Annotated in this window: 16 protein-coding genes and 2 pseudogenes; 10 read left to right on the forward strand and 8 right to left on the reverse strand. The window is 62.4% G+C overall.

Going from position 1 to position 17,505, the window contains the following annotated elements; all coding sequences use genetic code 11:
* Positions 1-6: 6 nt before the first annotated feature.
* The 9 genes and pseudogenes from ASE60_RS05240 to ASE60_RS33445 all read left to right on the forward strand — a co-directional run.
* A complete protein-coding gene (locus tag ASE60_RS05240; protein WP_057248670.1) occupies positions 7-657 on the forward strand; it encodes an amino acid ABC transporter permease in 651 nt (216 codons plus the stop codon).
* A gap of 38 nt (positions 658-695) precedes the next feature.
* Positions 696-1,541 carry a transporter substrate-binding domain-containing protein gene (locus ASE60_RS05245; RefSeq protein WP_057248671.1) on the forward strand — a complete coding sequence of 282 codons (846 nt, stop codon included), beginning with the start codon at positions 696-698 and terminating at the stop codon, positions 1,539-1,541.
* Between the two features lie 167 nt (positions 1,542-1,708).
* Positions 1,709-3,799 carry a hydantoinase/oxoprolinase family protein gene (locus ASE60_RS05250; RefSeq protein WP_057248672.1) on the forward strand — a complete coding sequence of 697 codons (2,091 nt, stop codon included), beginning with the start codon at positions 1,709-1,711 and terminating at the stop codon, positions 3,797-3,799.
* Positions 3,800-3,813: 14 nt separating this feature from the next.
* Positions 3,814-5,451 (forward strand): hydantoinase B/oxoprolinase family protein, encoded by a 1,638-nt coding sequence (locus ASE60_RS05255; protein WP_057248673.1) that lies wholly within the window; start codon positions 3,814-3,816, stop codon positions 5,449-5,451.
* A 72-nt stretch (positions 5,452-5,523) separates the two neighbouring features.
* Positions 5,524-6,729: a pyridoxal phosphate-dependent aminotransferase gene (locus tag ASE60_RS05260; RefSeq protein WP_057248674.1), complete on the forward strand. Its 1,206-nt coding sequence runs from the start codon at positions 5,524-5,526 to the stop codon at positions 6,727-6,729.
* Between the two features lie 78 nt (positions 6,730-6,807).
* Positions 6,808-7,716 (forward strand): 5-dehydro-4-deoxyglucarate dehydratase, encoded by a 909-nt coding sequence (kdgD, locus tag ASE60_RS05265; protein ID WP_057248675.1) that lies wholly within the window; start codon positions 6,808-6,810, stop codon positions 7,714-7,716.
* Between the two features lie 62 nt (positions 7,717-7,778).
* A partial coding sequence (locus ASE60_RS05270) for an aldehyde dehydrogenase family protein (RefSeq protein ID WP_244495545.1) occupies positions 7,779-8,989 on the forward strand: 1,211 nt, incomplete at its 3' end.
* A gap of 1 nt (position 8,990) precedes the next feature.
* Positions 8,991-9,281, forward strand: a pseudogene (locus ASE60_RS35500) (aldehyde dehydrogenase family protein); the annotation flags it as partial.
* Position 9,282: 1 nt separating this feature from the next.
* Positions 9,283-9,451 (forward strand): annotated as a pseudogene (locus ASE60_RS33445) (aldehyde dehydrogenase family protein); the annotation flags it as partial.
* 126 nt (positions 9,452-9,577) lie between these two features.
* Here ASE60_RS33445 and ASE60_RS36015 read toward each other — a convergent pair.
* The 4 genes from ASE60_RS36015 to ASE60_RS05285 all read right to left on the reverse strand — a co-directional run bounded on the left by ASE60_RS36015 (position 9,578) and on the right by ASE60_RS05285 (position 12,305).
* Entirely contained in the window at positions 9,578-9,700 is a 123-nt protein-coding gene (locus ASE60_RS36015) for a hypothetical protein (RefSeq protein WP_256436675.1), read from the reverse strand.
* Positions 9,701-9,871: 171 nt separating this feature from the next.
* A complete protein-coding gene (locus tag ASE60_RS05275) occupies positions 9,872-10,798 on the reverse strand; it encodes a dihydrodipicolinate synthase family protein (RefSeq protein ID WP_057248676.1) in 927 nt (308 codons plus the stop codon).
* A complete protein-coding gene (locus ASE60_RS05280; protein ID WP_057248677.1) occupies positions 10,795-11,502 on the reverse strand; it encodes a ribonuclease activity regulator RraA in 708 nt (235 codons plus the stop codon). The genes ASE60_RS05275 and ASE60_RS05280 overlap by 4 nt, the downstream gene beginning before the upstream one ends.
* Positions 11,503-11,519: 17 nt before the next feature.
* Positions 11,520-12,305, reverse strand: coding sequence for an SDR family oxidoreductase (locus ASE60_RS05285; RefSeq protein ID WP_057248678.1), 786 nt, complete (start codon positions 12,303-12,305; stop codon positions 11,520-11,522).
* 92 nt (positions 12,306-12,397) lie between these two features.
* Here ASE60_RS05285 and ASE60_RS05290 point away from each other — a divergent pair, with 92 nt between their 5' ends.
* Positions 12,398-13,255, forward strand: coding sequence for a LysR family transcriptional regulator (locus tag ASE60_RS05290; protein ID WP_057248679.1), 858 nt, complete (start codon positions 12,398-12,400; stop codon positions 13,253-13,255).
* Between the two features lie 118 nt (positions 13,256-13,373).
* Here the strand turns inward: ASE60_RS05290 and ASE60_RS05295 are convergent, their stop codons facing one another.
* The 4 genes from ASE60_RS05295 to ASE60_RS05315 form a co-directional block, all read right to left on the reverse strand.
* Positions 13,374-13,703 (reverse strand): type II toxin-antitoxin system RelE/ParE family toxin, encoded by a 330-nt coding sequence (locus ASE60_RS05295; protein WP_057248680.1) that lies wholly within the window; start codon positions 13,701-13,703, stop codon positions 13,374-13,376.
* Positions 13,700-13,933 carry a type II toxin-antitoxin system ParD family antitoxin gene (locus ASE60_RS05300; RefSeq protein ID WP_057248799.1) on the reverse strand — a complete coding sequence of 78 codons (234 nt, stop codon included), beginning with the start codon at positions 13,931-13,933 and terminating at the stop codon, positions 13,700-13,702. Before ASE60_RS05300 ends, ASE60_RS05295 begins: the two co-directional genes overlap by 4 nt.
* 406 nt (positions 13,934-14,339) lie before the next feature.
* Positions 14,340-16,025: a choline dehydrogenase gene (betA, locus tag ASE60_RS05310; RefSeq protein WP_057248682.1), complete on the reverse strand. Its 1,686-nt coding sequence runs from the start codon at positions 16,023-16,025 to the stop codon at positions 14,340-14,342.
* A gap of 16 nt (positions 16,026-16,041) precedes the next feature.
* Positions 16,042-17,505, reverse strand: coding sequence for a cytosine permease (locus ASE60_RS05315; protein ID WP_057248683.1), 1,464 nt, complete (start codon positions 17,503-17,505; stop codon positions 16,042-16,044).

A 17,505-nucleotide genomic window follows, 5' to 3' on the forward strand; every position in this document is an offset into this window, starting at 1 on the left:
CTTGCGATGATCCGTCAATTTGGCTGGGGAGAGTTCCTCTTTCTGCTCGAAGGCGCGCGCTGGACGGTGGTCCTGACGCTTCTCGCCTTCACCTTCGGCGGCGCGCTCGGGTTGGGCGTGGCGCTCGGCCGCACGAGCAAGTGGAGGCTGCTGCGTATCCTGATGGCCACCTACATTCAGATCTTTCAGGGCACCCCGCTGCTGGTCCAGCTGTTCTTCGTCTATTTCGGCCTGCCGCTTCTGGGTCTTAAGGTGGATGTCTGGGTGGCGCTGACGATCGGGCTTTCGCTGCATACCAGCGCGTTCCTAGGCGAGATCTGGCGTGGCAGCATCCAGGCGGTTCCCGGTGGCCAGAGTGAGGCCGCCCGCGCTCTCGGGATCGGCTATGTGCACCGGATGGTGGACGTCGTCCTGCCGCAGGCGTTCCGCATCGGCCTGCCTGCGACAATCAGCTTCCTTGTGAACCTCATCAAGGGTACCGCGCTTGCTGCTCTGCTCGGACTGACGGAGCTCACCCGGTCCGGCCAGCTGATGGCGAACATCACGTTCCAGCCGCTGCAGGTCTATGGCGCAGTCGCCCTCGTCTACTTCTTCATATGCCTTCCGCTGACCTTCAGCAGCGCTCGGATCGAACGGCGGCTGAATGCCGATCGGTAAAACAAGAACGCATGACAAAACCAACCAGAGGTGACCACATGTTCAAGATAGCATTGCCCTTTTCGCGTTCGAACGTTCCCGGCGTGTTTGCCGCCGCGCTTTTGGCCACGACCTTGTTCGCGACGACGGCGCTGGCCATAACACCGGAGGAACTGAAGGCCAAGGGCACGGCGACCATCGGCGTGCAGATGGACCAGTTCCCCTGGGGTTTCATCGACCAGAATGGCCAGAATGACGGCTTCGACATCGAAATCGCCAAGCTGATCGCCAAGGAACTTGGTGTAGAGGTCAAGTTCGAGCGCATCACCGGGCAGAATCGCATTCCGCTGCTGGTCAACGGCAATGTCGACTTCCTCGTGCCATCGATGACGATCACCGAGGAGCGCGCCAAGGTCATCCAGTACGTCATCCCCTACTCGTCGAACGATATCACGGTCTGGGCAAAGAAGGATGCGGCGATCAAGGGCAACGACGACCTTGGCAAATACGTCATCGGCGTGAACCGTGGTAGCGTGTTCGAGCCGATCCTCGTCAAGGCTGCACCGCCAACGACCGAGATCAAACGCTTTGACGACGATGCGACGACCGTGCAGGCCCTCCTGTCCGGCCAGGTCGACGCCATCCTTGGCAGCGTGACCTACGGTCTCGTCATCAAGGAGACGGGACACGAAGCGGAGTTCGAGCGCAAGTACAAGGTGGCCGATAATTTTCAGGGCATGGCCGTTCGCAAGGGCGACCGGGAAATGCTCAACTTCCTCACCGATTTTGTGACCAGTCACACGGCTGATGGCTCGCTCGACGCACTTTACAAGAAATGGATCGGCGTCGATCGCGCAAAACTGCCGACAACGCTGCCGGGCGTAGACTTCACCGGCAAGCAATAACGCGCCTGCCCTGCGCAACCGCTGCGCAGGGCACCCCGAAACATCAACAATCGAAGAGCTTTAGCCTCCGCCTGCAAGTGCGGGCGGGGAATGCCCACCGCATGTCGAAAGCAAGCCCTTGGGCGCGGTGTGGAAGAGAAGTTCGTTCACGGAGCAAAGTCAAGAAAATGGCGAAAGATGGTATGCAGATCAGGGTCGGTGTCGACATCGGCGGCACCTTCACCGACGTTGCGATGGAGGTAGGCACCACGCTCCATTCGATCAAAGTGCTGACCGATTATTCCTATCCGGAAAACGCGATCGTCAGGGGCATCCGGCAGGTCGCCGAGTTGGCAGGCGTCGAACTGTCAGAGATCGACACCGTCATCCATGGCACGACGCTCGCGACGAACGCGCTGATCGAGCGGCGCGGCGCGCGCACTGCCTTCATCACCACCAAGGGCTTTCGCGATGTCATCGAGATGCGGACCGAAAGCCGCTTCGAACAGTATGATCTCAATATTGTGCTGCCTGCGCCGCTTGTGCCCCGCAACGAACGCTTCGTCATCGACGAGCGGATCGGCGCCGACGGTGGTGTCCTGAAGCCGCTCGATCTTGCCGAGGTCGACGCCCTCTGCGACCGTATTATCGCCGCAGGCTATGAAAGCGTCGCAATCGGCTTCATCCATTCATACCTGAATGGCGCGCATGAAAAGGCGGTGCGCGACCGATTGCTGGCGAGGAAGCCGGATCTGTCCGTTTCGATTTCCTCGGAGGTCTCGCCGCAGATGCGCGAGTTCCAGCGTTTTAACACGGTCTGCGCCAACGCGTTCGTCAAGCCGCTGATGGCGTCTTATCTCAATCGTCTCGTCGGCAGGCTGGCGGAAGAGGGCATGCGCAGCCCGGTCTTCATGATCCATTCGGGCGGCGGTATCATCAGCGTCGAGAGCGCTATCGAGTTTCCGGTTCGCCTCCTCGAATCCGGTCCGGCGGGCGGCGCGATCTTCGCCGCGCATATTGCCAGCAGTTACGGGCTCGATCAGGTCCTCTCCTACGATATGGGCGGCACGACCGCAAAAATCTGCCTGATAGAGAACCAGACGCCGAAGACCTCGAAAACCTTTGAGGTGGCCCGCACCTGGCGTTTCAAGAAGGGCAGCGGCATGCCGATCTCCATCCCGGTTATCGAGATGGTAGAGATCGGCGCCGGCGGCGGATCGATCGCCACCGTCGACAGTATGCGTCAGATCCGTGTCGGGCCGCACAGTGCCGGTTCCGAACCGGGGCCGGCCTGCTATGGCCGTGGCGGGGAAAGCCCGACGGTAACTGACGCCGACCTGATCCTCGGCCGCCTCGATGCCGACGAGTTTGCAGGCGGGGCGATGAAGCTTAATGCGCCCGCCTCCGATCGGGCGATGCATGCCGACATCGCGTCGAAACTCGACACCGACATTGCCACTGCGGCCTACGGCCTCAGCGAGGTCGTGGACGAGAACATGAGCAACGCCGCCCGCATGCATGCAGTCGAAAATGGCAAGGAGCTTTCAGAGTTCACCATGATCGCCTTCGGTGGCGCCGCGCCCATCCACGCCGCCCGCCTTTGCGAGAAGCTCGGCATGGCGAATCTACTGATCCCGCCGGGAGCCGGCGTCGGCTCGGCCATCGGGTTCCTGCGCGCGCCCTTCGGCTTCGAGTCGGTTCGCAGCGCCTATAGCCGCCTCAGCCGTTTCGACGCAGATGCGATCAACCGGACGATTTCGGAGCTCGTCGCGGAAGCGACGTCCTTCGTGCGCTCCGGCGCACCGGATGCCGATCCTAATCTCGAGTGTACCGCATACATGCGCTATGTCGGCCAGGGCTGGGAAGTTCCCATCACGATCGATGTGCGTGACTATGCCGATGTCGATGGTGCCCTATTCCGCGCTCTCTTCGACGCGCAGTACGAGCATTTCTTCGGCCGAGTGATTGGCGGCCTCGATGTCGAGATCGTCAGTTGGTCGCTGAGAGCGACATCGAAAGTCACGCCGCCGGCCAGGATCAGCAAGGTCGGGAAGGCTGGCGGCGCTACGGTGCGCGGCACCCGCGAGATTTTCGATGTCCAGGAAGGCCGCTTCCAGCAGGCCTCGGTCGTCTCCCGCCACGACATGAAGCCGGGCGACTGGGTCGCAGGTCCGGCGGTCATCACCGAACGCGAAACCTCGACCATCATTACGGCGAGCCGCGAGGTCGTCATGCAGGCCGATGGCTGCCTGCTCGTGTGCGCCAAGCAAGCCGCCTGAACGGAGGATAATCCATGAAAACCAATGCACTTTCCGACGTCCACATGCAGATCATGTGGAACCGGCTGATCTCCGTGGTCGAGGAGCAGGCCATCACGCTGATCCGAACCGCCTTCAGCACCAGCGTACGAGAATCCGGCGACCTGTCCGCCGGCGTGTTCAACCGCGGCGGTAAGATGATCGCCCAGGCGGTGACCGGCACGCCCGGCCACGTCAACGCCATGGCGGAAGCCGTCGGCCATTTCATCCGCGATATCGGTCCGGAGAACATCTTCGAAGGTGACGTCTACATCACCAATGATCCCTGGAAGGGCACCGGCCACCTGCACGACTTTACCGTCGTCTCGCCGAGCTTTCGCAACGGTTCTTTGGTCGGCTACTTCGCCTGCACCGCGCATGTGGTGGATGTTGGCGGCCGTGGCTTCGGCCCGGATGCAAACGAGGTTTACGAGGAAGGCATCTTCGTCCCGATCATGAAATTTGCGGAGCGTGGCAAGGTCAACAAGGATCTCGTGAACATTCTCCGCAACAACGTGCGCGAAAGCCATCAGGTGGTCGGCGACGTCTACTCGCTCGCGGCCTGCAACGAGATCGGCCATCGCCGCCTGATGGACATGATGGACGAGTTCGATCTTGCGGATCTGGAAACGCTGGCCGACTTCATCTTCAATCGCAGCTACGATGCGACGCTGGAGCGGATCGCGGCCCTGCCGAAGGGCTCCTATTCCAATGTAATGCGCGTCGATGGCTATGGCTCGCCGATCGATATCGCCGTTCGCCTTGATGTGGCCGACGACCATATCCTAGCCGATTTCGACGGCACGTCGCCGCCGAGCCCGAAGGGTATCAACTGCCCGTTCATCTATTCCGCAGCCTATGCCTGCTATGGTCTGAAGTGCTCGATCGCGCCAGAGATTCCGAACAATCACGCATCCCTGCTGCCGTTCCGCGTCATAGCGCCGGAGAACTGCATCCTCAACGCGCAGCATCCGGCGCCTGTATCTGTGCGTCACGTCCTCGGCCATCTCGTTCCCGATGCCGTGCTCGGCGCCGTGCACAAGATACTGCCGGGCCGCGTGCCGGCGGAAGGGGCGGGTGCGCTCTGGAACTTGCATGTCAGTGTACGCCCGCTGCAGGGCGAGAAGGCCCCGGCCGACGGCGGTCAGCGCGCCGAAGTGCTGCTGTTCAACAGCGGCGGCGCCGGTGCGCGTTCGACGCTTGACGGCCTGAGCGCGACGGCATTCCCGAGCGGCGTGCACTCAATGTCGATCGAGGCGACGGAGCATGTCGGCCCGGTCATCTTCTGGCGCAAGGAACTGCGCGACGGATCGGGCGGCGCCGGCCAGTTCCGCGGCGGCCTTGGCCAGGTCGTGGAAATCTCGCCGACCGAAGGTCACGAGATTCATTTCAACGCCATGTTCGACCGCGTCGAGCATCCGGCGCGCGGCCGTGAGGGCGGCGAGAACGGTGCCCCCGGAGCCGTGCTGCTCGATGACGGCACACGCCTTACGTCGAAGGGACGGCAGCATGTGCCGGCGGGGCGCCGGCTCATCCTCGAGCTTCCCGGCGGTGGCGGCTATGGTCCGGCCGATAAGCGCGATCCGGCTGCCGCCAAGCGCGACAGTGCTTTCGATTACGTCGTCGCCAGATAGTCCTCCCGGGGACCGGGCGAGGCGAGAGCGTCGTCCGGTCCCAAATGCCAGATCAATTCAAGGAAGCCGGAGATGAAGTTCGAAAACAAGCGCGCTGGGGGCATCAAGTCGTCCCCCAGCATGGCGATCGCCATGGCCGCCAAGAAACTGGCTGCCGAAGGCCGCGACATCATCGATCTGTCGCTCGGCGAGCCGGATTTCGAGCCGCCAGCCCACGTCGCCGACGCAGCCTGCGAAGCCATTCGCAAGGGCAGGGTGCGCTATGGCGTGCCGGCGGGTATGGAAAGCCTGCGCGCGGCAATCGTCAGCAAGTTCAAGACGGAAAACAGGCTGGATTATGCCATCGACGAGGTGATGGTCGCAAATGGCGCCAAGCAGATCCTGTTTGACGCGTTCCTCGCGACGCTGGAAACCGGTGACGAGGTCATCATCCCCACGCCCTGCTGGGTATCCTACGGCGATATCGTGTCCCTGCATGGCGGCGAGCCGGTCTATGTCAATTGCGGGCCTGACGCCGGCTTCAAGATCACCGCCGAGAGGCTGGAGGCGTCGATCACGCCGAAGACGCGCTGGCTGATGCTGAATTCGCCGTCCAATCCGACGGGCGCAATCTATTCCGCCGATGAATATCGCGCGCTTGCGGAGGTGCTCGCCCTCCATCCGCAGATCCTGGTGCTCTCGGACGAGATCTACGAGCACATTTTGTTGAAGGACGTACCCTTCGCATCCTTTGTGTCGGCCTGCCCCGAACTGCGTGACAGGACGCTGATCGTCAACGGTGTCTCAAAGGCCTATGCGATGACCGGCTGGCGTGTGGGCTATGCCGCCGGTCCGAAAACCCTGATTGCCGCGCTCAACAAGATGCAGTCGCAGAGCGTGACATCCGTCTCGACGGTGGCGCAGGTGGCGGCTCTCGCCGCGCTGACAGGTGACCAGGCTTTCGTCGCGAAAGCGGCGGAAACCTTCGCCGGCCGGGCGAAGATCGTTTCGCAGCGCCTTGCGCAGATCGACAAGCTCGATTTCACCCCGCCGGATGGCGCCTTCTATGCCTTCATCGGCGTTACAAAGCTGCTCGGCCGGACGACGGCGGAAGGAGCGGTGATCGCCGACGACATGGCCCTTGCCTCCCATCTGCTCCAACAGTTCGGCCTGTCGAGCGTACCCGGCGCCGCGTTCGGCGCGCCCGGTTTCATCCGCCTGTCAATTGCGGCATCCGACCGCGAGCTGGAGGGTGCCTGCGACCGCCTTGCCGCGATGGTGCGGTCGCTCGCGGCCTAAGGAAGCGTCCCCCAGCCAACCAGATCAACCAGGGGCATCGGCATTCCCCGATGCTTCCTTCAAAGGAGGGTCACACCCATGAAAACTGAAGAATTGAAACATGCGCTTGGCGCCGGTCTGCTTTCATTCCCGGTGACGCATTTCGATGCGGAGGGCAATTTCAACGCCAAAAGCTATGCCGAACACGTCAACTGGCTTTCCGGCTTTGAGGCGGCCACGCTGTTTGCCGCTGGTGGTACGGGGGAGTTCTTTTCGCTGGCGCCGGAGGAAATTCCGCAGATCGTCCGCGTCGCCAAGGAAGCCGCCGGCAAGACGCCGATCGTCTCGGGTTGCGGCTACGGCACCAATATCGCCGTCTCGATCGCCAAGTCCGTCGAAAAGGCCGGCGCAGACGGCATCCTGCTTTTGCCGCACTACCTGATCGATGCGCCGCAGGAAGGGCTCTACCGGCATATCAAGGCCGTGTGCCAGGCCACGGGTATGGGCGTGATGGTCTATAATCGCGACAATTCCGTTCTGCAGGCCGATACGCTGGCGCGCCTTTGCGACGCTTGCCCGAACCTCGTCGGCTTCAAGGATGGCACCGGCGACATCGGCCTCGTGCGGCAGATCACCGCCAAGATGGGGGACCGCTTGACCTATCTTGGCGGCATGCCGACGGCCGAACTCTTCGCTGAGGCCTACCTTGGTGCAGGCTTTACCACCTATTCTTCGGCGGTCTTCAACTTCGTGCCCGGCCTCGCCATGGATTTTTACAAGGCATTGCGCGCGGGCGAACGCGCCAGGTGCGAGAAAATCCTGATTGATTTCTTCTATCCGTTCATGGCGATCCGTAGCCGTGCGAAGGGCTATGCCGTCTCGGCCATCAAGGCCGGGGTGCGGCTCCAGGGCTTCGATGCCGGTCCGGTTCGCTCGCCACTCCATGACCTGACACCAGAGGAAATGGCTATGATGGACGCCCTTATCGGAAAACATAAGCGTCAGTGAGAAAAGTGGGCCGCCTTCGCGCGGAGGCGGCCCTCGTCGCAGAATGAAAAAGGGGAAAGCCCATGACCATCCACCAGAACCTGATTGCCGGCGAATGGGTCGGCGGTGACGGGGTTGCCAACATCAATCCCTCGAACACCAATGACGTGGTCGGCGAATACGCCCGTGCGTCTGCCGACGATGCCCGCGCCGCGATCGCCGCTGCCAAGGCTGCGTTCCCGACCTGGTCGCGCTCCGGCATCCTCGAGCGCCACGCGATCCTGAGGAAGACCGCCGACGAGATCCTTGCCCGCAAGGACGAGCTCGGAAGGCTGCTGTCGCGCGAGGAAGGCAAGACGCTCGCCGAAGGCATCGGCGAGACGGTGCGTGCCGGCCAGATCTTCGACTTCTTCGCCGGCGAATGCCTGCGGTTGGCGGGCGAAGTTCTGCCGTCGGCCCGACCCAATATCGGCGTCGAGATCACCCGCGAGCCGGTCGGCGTCGTCGGCATCATCACGCCCTGGAACTTCCCGATCGCCATTCCTGCCTGGAAGATTGCGCCGGCGCTTTGTTACGGCAACACCGTCGTCTTCAAGCCGGCCGAGCTGGTGCCCGGCAGTTCCTGGGCCATCGTCGACATCCTCCACCGTGCCGGCCTGCCGAAGGGTGTCCTGAACTTCGTGATGGGCAAGGGCTCGGTCGTCGGCCAGGCGATGCTCGACAGCCCCGATATCCACGCCATCACCTTCACCGGCTCGACCGGCACCGGCAAACGGGTGGCGCTCGCCTCCGTCGAGCACAATCGCAAATACCAGCTGGAGATGGGCGGCAAGAACCCCTTCGTCGTGCTCGACGATGCCGATCTGTCGGTGGCGGTCGAGGCCGCGGTCAACTCCGCCTTCTTCTCCACCGGCCAGCGCTGCACCGCCTCCTCGCGCATCATCGTCACCGAGGGCATCCACGATCGCTTCGYGGCCGCCATGGGCGAACGGATGAAGGGGCTGACGATCGACGATGCCTTGAAATCCGGCACCCATATCGGCCCGGTGGTCGATGAGAGCCAGCTCAACCAGGACACCGACTACATCGCCATCGGCAAGCAGGAGGGCGCCAAGCTCGCCTTTGGCGGCGAGCTSCTGAAGCGCGACACGCCCGGCTTCTACCTGCAGCCAGCGCTGTTCACCGAGGCGACCAATCAGATGCGGATTTCGCGGGAAGAAATCTTCGGGCCGGTCGCGTCCGTCATCCGCGTCCGCGATTACGACGAGGCGCTCACTGTGGCCAACGACACCCCNTCGCGGGAAGAAATCTTCGGGCCGGTCGCGTCCGTCATCCGCGTCCGCGATTACGACGAGGCGCTCACTGTGGCCAACGACACCCCCTTCGGCCTGTCCTCGGGCATCGCCACCACCAGCCTCAAGCATGCGACCCATTTCAAGCGCAATGCCGAGGCCGGCATGGTCATGGTCAACCTGCCGACGGCCGGCGTCGATTTCCACGTGCCCTTCGGCGGCCGCAAGGGCTCGTCCCATGGTTCGCGCGAGCAGGGCCGCTACGCCGCCGAGTTCTCGCTTCCCAATAGAAGGNCAAGCGCAATGCCGAGGCCGGCATGGTCATGGTCAACCTGCCGACGGCCGGCGTCGATTTCCACGTGCCCTTCGGCGGCCGCAAGGGCTCGTCCCATGGTTCGCGCGAGCAGGGCCGCTACGCCGCCGAGTTCTACACCACCGTCAAGACGGCCTACACGTCGGCGTAGATGTGAGCATTCACCCCGCCGTTCGACTGGCGATTAACGTGTTGAACGGCGGGGCAATTCCAATGATCCGACTGACGCAGCAACCGCTAACACGCGGCTCATCAACTCTGGGGATTAAATCCGCTCTCAGAGGACGGCATAGAGGGAGCGCGACGACACCACATACTGGATCGCCGCAAGCAGGAGCGCGACCGCAACGATCACGCCGATACGCAAAATCCTATCAAGGAAGGTTTCCTGGCCCTGCATCGTCAAACCTCGTTCTTCGCCAGGTGTATTCGACAATCGCCAAAGCCAAAGTATCATCCTCGCGAGCCTCAGCACAGATCGCGATGAAGAGGCGCAGATACGACGGATGACTTTGTAGGCCCGTCCGCGGCTCTTGATCAGCTACGAACGGGCTCAGAGAGATCGAACTGACTAGAGGGCAGCGCGCTTGTCATGCCTTGCGACGCGAGCAAGCAGGTAGTCGACTTCTGTTCGCGCTGTCGGGGTCAGCATCTGGGCCGGCTTGCGTTGGGCGTCGGAGGCGATGACGCCACGGCGTTTCAGAACATGCTTGCGAACGGCAAGGCCGATGCCAAGCTGTTGCTCGTAACGGATCAAAGGCAGGTGCGCATCGAAGAGATCGTGCGCTTCATCCCTTTTTCCGGCCGCAAACAATCCCATGAATTCGGTGAGCATGTCCGGGAAGCCATAGCCGGTCATCGCTCCGTCCGCGCCTCGTTCCGGCTCGAAGTCTAGGAACATGCCGCCATTGCCGCAGAGCACCGAAAAGTCGCGAAGTTCTTTCGCCTTCTGCATGGCGCGCAGCTTCGATATCTTTTCAAGGCCGGGCCAGTCCTCGTGCTTCAGCATCAGGCAGGACGTGTGGTTGGACATGATCTTCGCGATGACGCCTGATGTCATGACGACCGTGAGGGTCAGCGGATAGTCCTGGAGAACCCACGGTACATCCTCGCCGACAGCTTCCACCGCGCCGGCGAAGTAGTTGACGATCTGGTCATCGGTGCGCAGGGCGGGAGGCGGAGCGATCATCACGCCAGCGGCACCCATTTCCATCGAGTCACGCGCCAACGAGCGCATGCTGGCAAAACCTGGAGCGGAGACGCCGACGATCACCGGAATTTTGGACCGGGAGACCACGCGCTTGACGATGGCACGGCTTGCCTCCGGTTCGAGCTTCGGGGCCTCGCCCATGATGCCGAGGATCGTGACGCCGGTGCAGCCGCTCTCCTCATAAAAGTCCGTCAGCTTGTCGATCGAATTGAAATCAATCGAGCCGTCCTCGAAGAACGGGGTGGTTGCGATGGCGTAGACGCCCTTGGATTGCGTGCTGAACGTCATTTCTGGCTGTCCTTCCAGGCCTCATACCGGGCCTTCGTTTCTGCATTCATTGGGTAAAGACCGGGAAGCGGCACGCCCCGATCGACTTCACTCATGATCCAGGCCTCCATGCGCTCCTGTTCAGGCGCTTCGGCGAGCACCTCGTCGAGAAGCGCTGCCGGGATGAGGACTGCACCGTCGTCATCGACCACGACAATGTCGTCCGGAAGCACGGCAACGCCGCCGCAATTGATCGGCTCCTGCCATCCGACAAAGGTCAGCCCTGCGACCGACGGCGGTGCTGCGATGCCATTGCACCACACCTTCATGCCGCTCGCCAACACTCCCTCGGCGTCGCGCATCACGCCGTCGGTGACGAGGCCGACAACGTTGCGTTTCGCCATCCGGGCACACAGGATGTCGCCGAAGATGCCGGCATCGCCGATGCCCATCGCGTCGACGACCGCGACACAGCCCTCGGGCATCGCCTCGATCGCCGCCCGGGTGGAGATCGGCGATGCCCAGCTCGCAGGCGTGGCGAGGTCCTCCCGGGCAGGGATGAAGCGCAGGGTAAATGCCTTGCCGACAACCCGCCCCTGGCCAGGCTTCAGCGGCTTGGTGCCACGCATCCAGACATTGCGAAGCCCTCTTTTGAGCAGAACCGTCGTTAGCGTCGCAGTGGATACGCCCTTCAGGGTTTCAACGACGTGAGGCTCAAGTGTCATGATCGATCTCGCCCAAATCAGATGCTGTTGATCAGACCGCCATCGACGCGGATGACGGAGCCGGTGATGTAGGATGCGCGGGGGCTGGCAAGGAAGGTGACGGTGTCGCCGTATTCCTTCGGGTCGCCGTAGCGCCCGACTGGAATGGACCCGGTACTTTCGGCGGTGACGTCGGCGACCGGCCGGTTTTCACGCTTCGCCTTCTGCTCGTCCAGGAACACGATCCGCCCGGTGGCGATCCGTCCCGGCAACACGATGTTTGCGGTGATGCCATCGCGCCCGACCTCGCGCGCCAAGGTTTTTGACCAGCCCACAAGCGCCAGGCGCAGGCTGTTCGAAATCCCGAGATTTGCAATCGGTGCGACGACGCCTGAAGACGTGGAGGTGATGATGCGTCCCCATTTGCGCTCGCGCATCGTCGGCAGAACGGCATCGGTGACCGCGATCACCGAGCGAACCATGAGGTCGAAGTACTTCGACCAATCGTCGGGCGACTGGCCTGCGGCCGGCGTCGGCGGCGGGCCGCCGGTGTTGTTGACCAGGATGTCGACCGGGCCAAACGCATTGTTTATGGCGTCGAGCTTCCGACCAACCAGGGACAGGTCGCCAATATCCCAGGTGAGCGGAATGGCCTTGCCACCCTCGGCCTTGATTGCATCCGCGGTCGCCTTGGCGCTTTCCTCGTGGATGTCGGCGACGACGACGGAAACATCTTCGGCCGCAAGCGACCTTGCGATTGCGCCGCCAAGTCCACCGCCGGCGCCGAAGACAAGCGCCGTCTTGCCGTTCAAATGTAGATCCACCTCTTCCTCCTTTGTTTCCGGGCCACTATGGCAACGCGCAAACAAGAGAAAAACCTTCCTTTTTATTCCTTCAGACGATAGTAAAAGTATCGATGGAAACCCGCTTTCTCGAAACCTTCCTGGCCGTCGTTCAACACGGCTCTCTGGCTGAGGCGTCGCGCCGCCTGGGTGTGACGCCGGCCGCGGTCGCGCAACGTATCCAGGCGTTGGAAGACGAGATCGGGCTGCCCCTTCTGGCGCGATCAGGCCGGCGGGTGAAGCCAACCGAAGCGGGCGTCGCGATCCTTGAAAAGAGCCGACGCGTTCTATCGGAAGTCAGACAGTTGAAAGGACTGGCACACGACGACCAGGCATTCGGAGAACTGCGGCTTGGTGCCATCTCGACGGCACTGACGGGCCTGCTTCCGAATGCGCTACGAAAAGTGTTCGACACGACGCCGGGCGTCGACATCTTCCTGCTGCCGGGAACGTCGGCAGAGCTCTATAACAGCGTGCTGGAGGAAAAGATCGACGCGGCGATCCTCGTCAAACCGCCCTTCCCGATACCCAAGACCTTACATTGGGAACTGATCCGGTCGGAGCCGTTCGTCCTTCTGGCGCCGCCCGACCTCGCGAACTTCACCGCCGACCGCTTGCTTCGCGAGCAACCATTCATCCGATACGACAGAAGCAATTGGGGCGGCCGCTTGGCAGATGCCTATCTTCAATCCCAGCGGATTCTTCCTCGCGAGTGGCTGGAACTCGACTCGCTCGAAGCCATATCGGTCATGGTTGAAGCTGGACTAGGCGTATCGCTCATGCCCGACTGGCGTTCGTCCCTCTTCGACAACCTGCGCGTTGCCCGGCTTCCGCTGCGCAACGCACCGTGCCGCGAGATCGGCTTGCTCAGACCTCGCAACGTGCCATCAGCCCGACTGATACAGGCCATTCTCGATGCCATTCGATTATAGAGCGGACCGAACTTCCGGCCGCAGGGGCCGTCCTCGTTCTGGTCTTTACGCGCACCACGATGGCTCGAAGCCGACCCGACGATGGGCTCGTAGACCAACAGTGGATATCTCCGAGAGATCAGTGACTTTCCGGGCCCTGCATCCACTGCGGGATATCCCGTTTGGCATGAAGCACACGCCAAACGTCGATATAATCAGCCTGCTCGCGATAGAAGACGAGATATGGGTATCTCTTCAAATAGACGTTCCGCAAATCAGGTAATCCCAATTCGTACGAATATCTCAATGATCCAGATTCCGGATGGTTCGCGATCAAATCGTATGCCGTTTGAAGAGCGTCGATAAATCCGTGGGCAACTTCAGGTCCCGCCTCGCTTGCGTAATAGTCGACGGCCGCTTCGGCATCATTGCGAGCCAATTCACGTGGAATAATCCGTTTGTAACTCACTTGGCCTGCCGAACTCGTTCGCGCAACCTGGTGAAATAATCAGCGTCGGCCGGTTCAGTCTGATCAGAGGAAGCACCGTCAAGCAACAGCCTGCGCAATGTGAGCCGGTCCTGATCTCGACGAATCAACTCCCGGATATACTCACTGCTCGTCCCATAGCCCCGCCCGGCGACTTGCTCATCGACGAAGCTCTTCAAATAGTCCGGCAGAGAAATGTTCATTGTGCTCATGTGAAAAAGAATACCGTCCTTGGCAAAAAATGGCAAGGACGGTTGATTCCAACAACTTTCACGAGACGCGATAATGCCTAACGCGGTGGCGTTCACCTGATGCGGATTCTACTCGGCCGGCACGGGCCTTGTTTCGCACAGGCGGATGGCGGTGCACCGCCGGGGCCGCCTGAACTATGCCGGCGTACCCGCAGAGCGCATGCGGTCCTATCTCGGCCGCTTCGCCGAGGCGCTTTCCTGGCCTTGAGGCTGCTGCCGTCGAGCCCCAAGGGACCAGCCGGCAAAGCGGACCAGGAGCCCGCGAAAATGCGCCTCTATGAAGCGCGCCCAATCGCGCGGCTCCTCGGGATTGTCCAGATCCCGCCGGGCAACCACATAGCCGATCCCCCGCAACATCGCGGCCGCCTCAGTGCCGAAAGGCACGCAGCGGTTTGCCGCTGCGCTGGGTGACGCCGACGCCGGGAGCCGCGCCGACCTCCGCATTGGAGGCAGCAAGCAGCGGCTTGCCGCGCACCATGTCTGAGCCACGCTCGGCGAGCATGATCGTCGGCGCGTTGAGGTTGGCGTTCGGCTCTGCCGGGAAGACGGAGCTGTCGATGACCCGGAGGCCGCCGATGCCGCGCACCCGGAGTTCGCTGTCGACGACGGCCATCTCGTCCTCGCCCATGCGGCAGGAGCCGCAGGGGTGGTAGGTGCTTTCCATGGTCTCACGCACCCAGGCGTCGATCTCGTCGTTGCTGCGCACATCCTTGCCGGGCGCGATCTCCTCGCCGCGGAAGCGGTCGAAGGCGGGTTGGGCGATGATTTCGCGGGTGAGCCGCAGGCAGCGCCGAAAACCTTCGCGGTCCTCCTCGCGGTCGAGATAGTTGAAGAGGATATCCGGCTGCTCGTGCGCCTCCGGCGAGCGCAGCCGCACATAACCGCGGCTCTTCGGCTTGTTCGGCCCCGTCAGCACCATGAAACCGTGACCGTCGAGCGGCTTCTTGCCGTCATAGCGCATGGCGGCGGGCAGGAAGTGAAACTGGATATCCGGCCACTGGAGGGAGGCGTCGGAACGAATGAAGCCGCCGCTCTCGAAATGGTTGGAGACCGAAAGCCCCTTCTTGAAGAGCAGCCATTCCGCGCCGATCAGGGCTTTGCTCAAAAGCCCCATCTTGCCGTTGAGCGTGATCGGCTCCTTGCAGGCATACTGGATGTAGACCTCGGAGTGGTCCTGCAGATTCTCGCCGACGCCTGGCAGATCGTGCAGCACCTCGACGCCCGCCTTTTGCAGCACGGCAGCCGGGCCGATGCCGGAGCGTTGCAGGAGGTGCGGCGAGCCGATCGGGCCGGAGGAAATCAGCACTTCGCGGCTTGCCTTCGCCACGACGCGCTCCCCACCCAGCTCGTATTCAACGCCGACGGCACGTTTTCCCTCGAGCAGTACACGCCGCGTCATGGCGTGGGTGACGACCGTGAGGTTCGGCCGGCTCATCGCCGGCTTGAGATAGGCATTGGCCGTCGACCAGCGCACGCCGTCCTTGACGGTCATGTGCATCGGCCCGAAGCCCTCCTGCATATGGCCGTTCGGGTCTTTCGTCGTGATATAGCCCGCCTCGCGGCCGGCATCGACGAAGGCCCGGTAGAGCGGGTTCCGCATCCTGTTGCCGGCATTGGTGGCGAGCGGGCCGGCGGCGCCGCGATAGGCGTCGCCCCCGTCCTGCCAGCTTTCGGCGCGCTGGAAATAGGGCAGGCAATTGGCATAGCGCCAGCCGCGCGCCCCAAGCTCCTCCCACTCGTCGAAGTCGCGGGCATGGCCGCGCATGTAGACAAGCCCGTTGATCGAGGAGGAACCGCCGATGACCTTTCCACGCGGGCAGTGGACCCGGCGGCCGTCGAGGCCGGGCTCCGGCAGGGTCATGTATTTCCAGTTGTATTTCGTGCCGTTCATCGGGATGGACAGCGCCGTCGGCATCTGAATGAAGATCGACTTGTCGCTGCCGCCGTATTCGAGGACCAGGACTTTTACGGCCGGGTCTTCCGAAAGCCGGTTGGCGAGCACGCAGCCGGCCGATCCGGCGCCGATGATGATGTAGTCGTAGGTATCGCTCATGGCAGTCATCCCGATATTACGGATAGAGGCCCCAGCCACGCCCGCGGGCGAAAAGCCGGGTCAAGGCATAGTGGACCGCGCCGGCTGCAAGGCAGGAAGGCACGGAGGCGGTGAGGTACTTGAAGGCCGGCAGGCTCGCGAGCGTCTGCGGATTGAAGACGAGCACGTAGACCCCGAAGCCGATGGCAAGCGCAAAGAGGCCGATGGGATTGAAGCCACCCCAGAAACGGTAGGGACCGTTTTCCTGCGGGCCGTGCAGGCTGCGCATGTCGAGCTTCTGGCCGCGCAGGAAGAAGTAATCGGCAATGCCGATGCCGGCGAGCGCGGAATTGAGCGCCGAGGTCCAGACGAGGAAGATGAAGAAGCCGTCATACATCTGCGGATAGAAGACCACGAGGCCGAGCGGGATGACGCAGAACAGGAAGAGGATCGCCCCCCAGGAGGTGGCCCGCACCGAGGCCGTGCCCACCTGCCGGAGACCGACGATGGAGGTGTAAAGGATGTTGGCCATCGAGGTCATGTTGGCGAAGGCGACGAAGAGCAGCGCGATGATGCCGATGACGGGCCCGGCGATCTTGGTCATCCAGATCGTCGGGTCGCTGTCACCGAGTGCGACGGCTGCGAGCAGGCCGACAATTTCGCCGAGTGCGGCGGCGCCGAAAATGCCGAGGATGTTCGGCCAGAAGGCGGTACGTTCGTTCTTGGTGAGGCGGGCGAGATTGCCGATATAGGGCCACCAGGAGAAGCCGGCGGCAAGGTTCACTTCGATAGCGATAATGAAGTTGAGCGTATTATCCTCAAACGGCGGGGAAAGCGCCGGCATCGCCAGCAGCTCGGAGAAGGAGCGGTGCTGGAGAATGAGGTAGAGCATCACGATCATCAGGATCACCAGCGCGGGCGAGACGACCATGTTGAAGAACTTGATCGAGGTTGGCCCCTTGGCGACGATGAACCAGGTAACGAGGATGGCGCCGACGGCGGCGACGATCATCTTGATGCCGGTCGGGTTGGCGGCCTCGCCGGAGCTCAGCGCCGTCAACCCGTCGATCGAGCGGCCGAACATCATGGCCAGCACCGCAAGCCAGCCCATGGTGAGCACCACGACGGCCAGCACATAGACAACGCGGCTGCCGTTATAACCGAACTGGCTGCGCAGCGCGACGAACTGCTCGATGCCGTAGCGGCCGGAAAGCGGCGTGGTGGCGAGTGCCGTCAGCATGACACCGACGATATTGCCGATGATGATGGCGGCAATGCCCTCCTTTGGTCCGACGAAAAGACCGACGGAGCCGCCGATCAGGAAGGCCCAGGTGGCGATGGCAAGCGCCGAATTGGCGTAGGTGAATTCCCAGAAGCCCCAGAGCCGTTCCGAGGGCAGAAGCGGTGCATCGCCGCGTTCGGCAGCGGCACGGTTGGCAGAAGCTTCCTCCCGTTGGATTTCAGCGGCGGCAAGCCCGCCATTGGCGACGTGTTCGGTCAT

It is taken from the genome of Ensifer sp. Root278 (genome assembly GCF_001429285.1).
In the GTDB taxonomy this organism is placed as follows: Bacteria; Pseudomonadota; Alphaproteobacteria; order Rhizobiales; family Rhizobiaceae; genus Ensifer.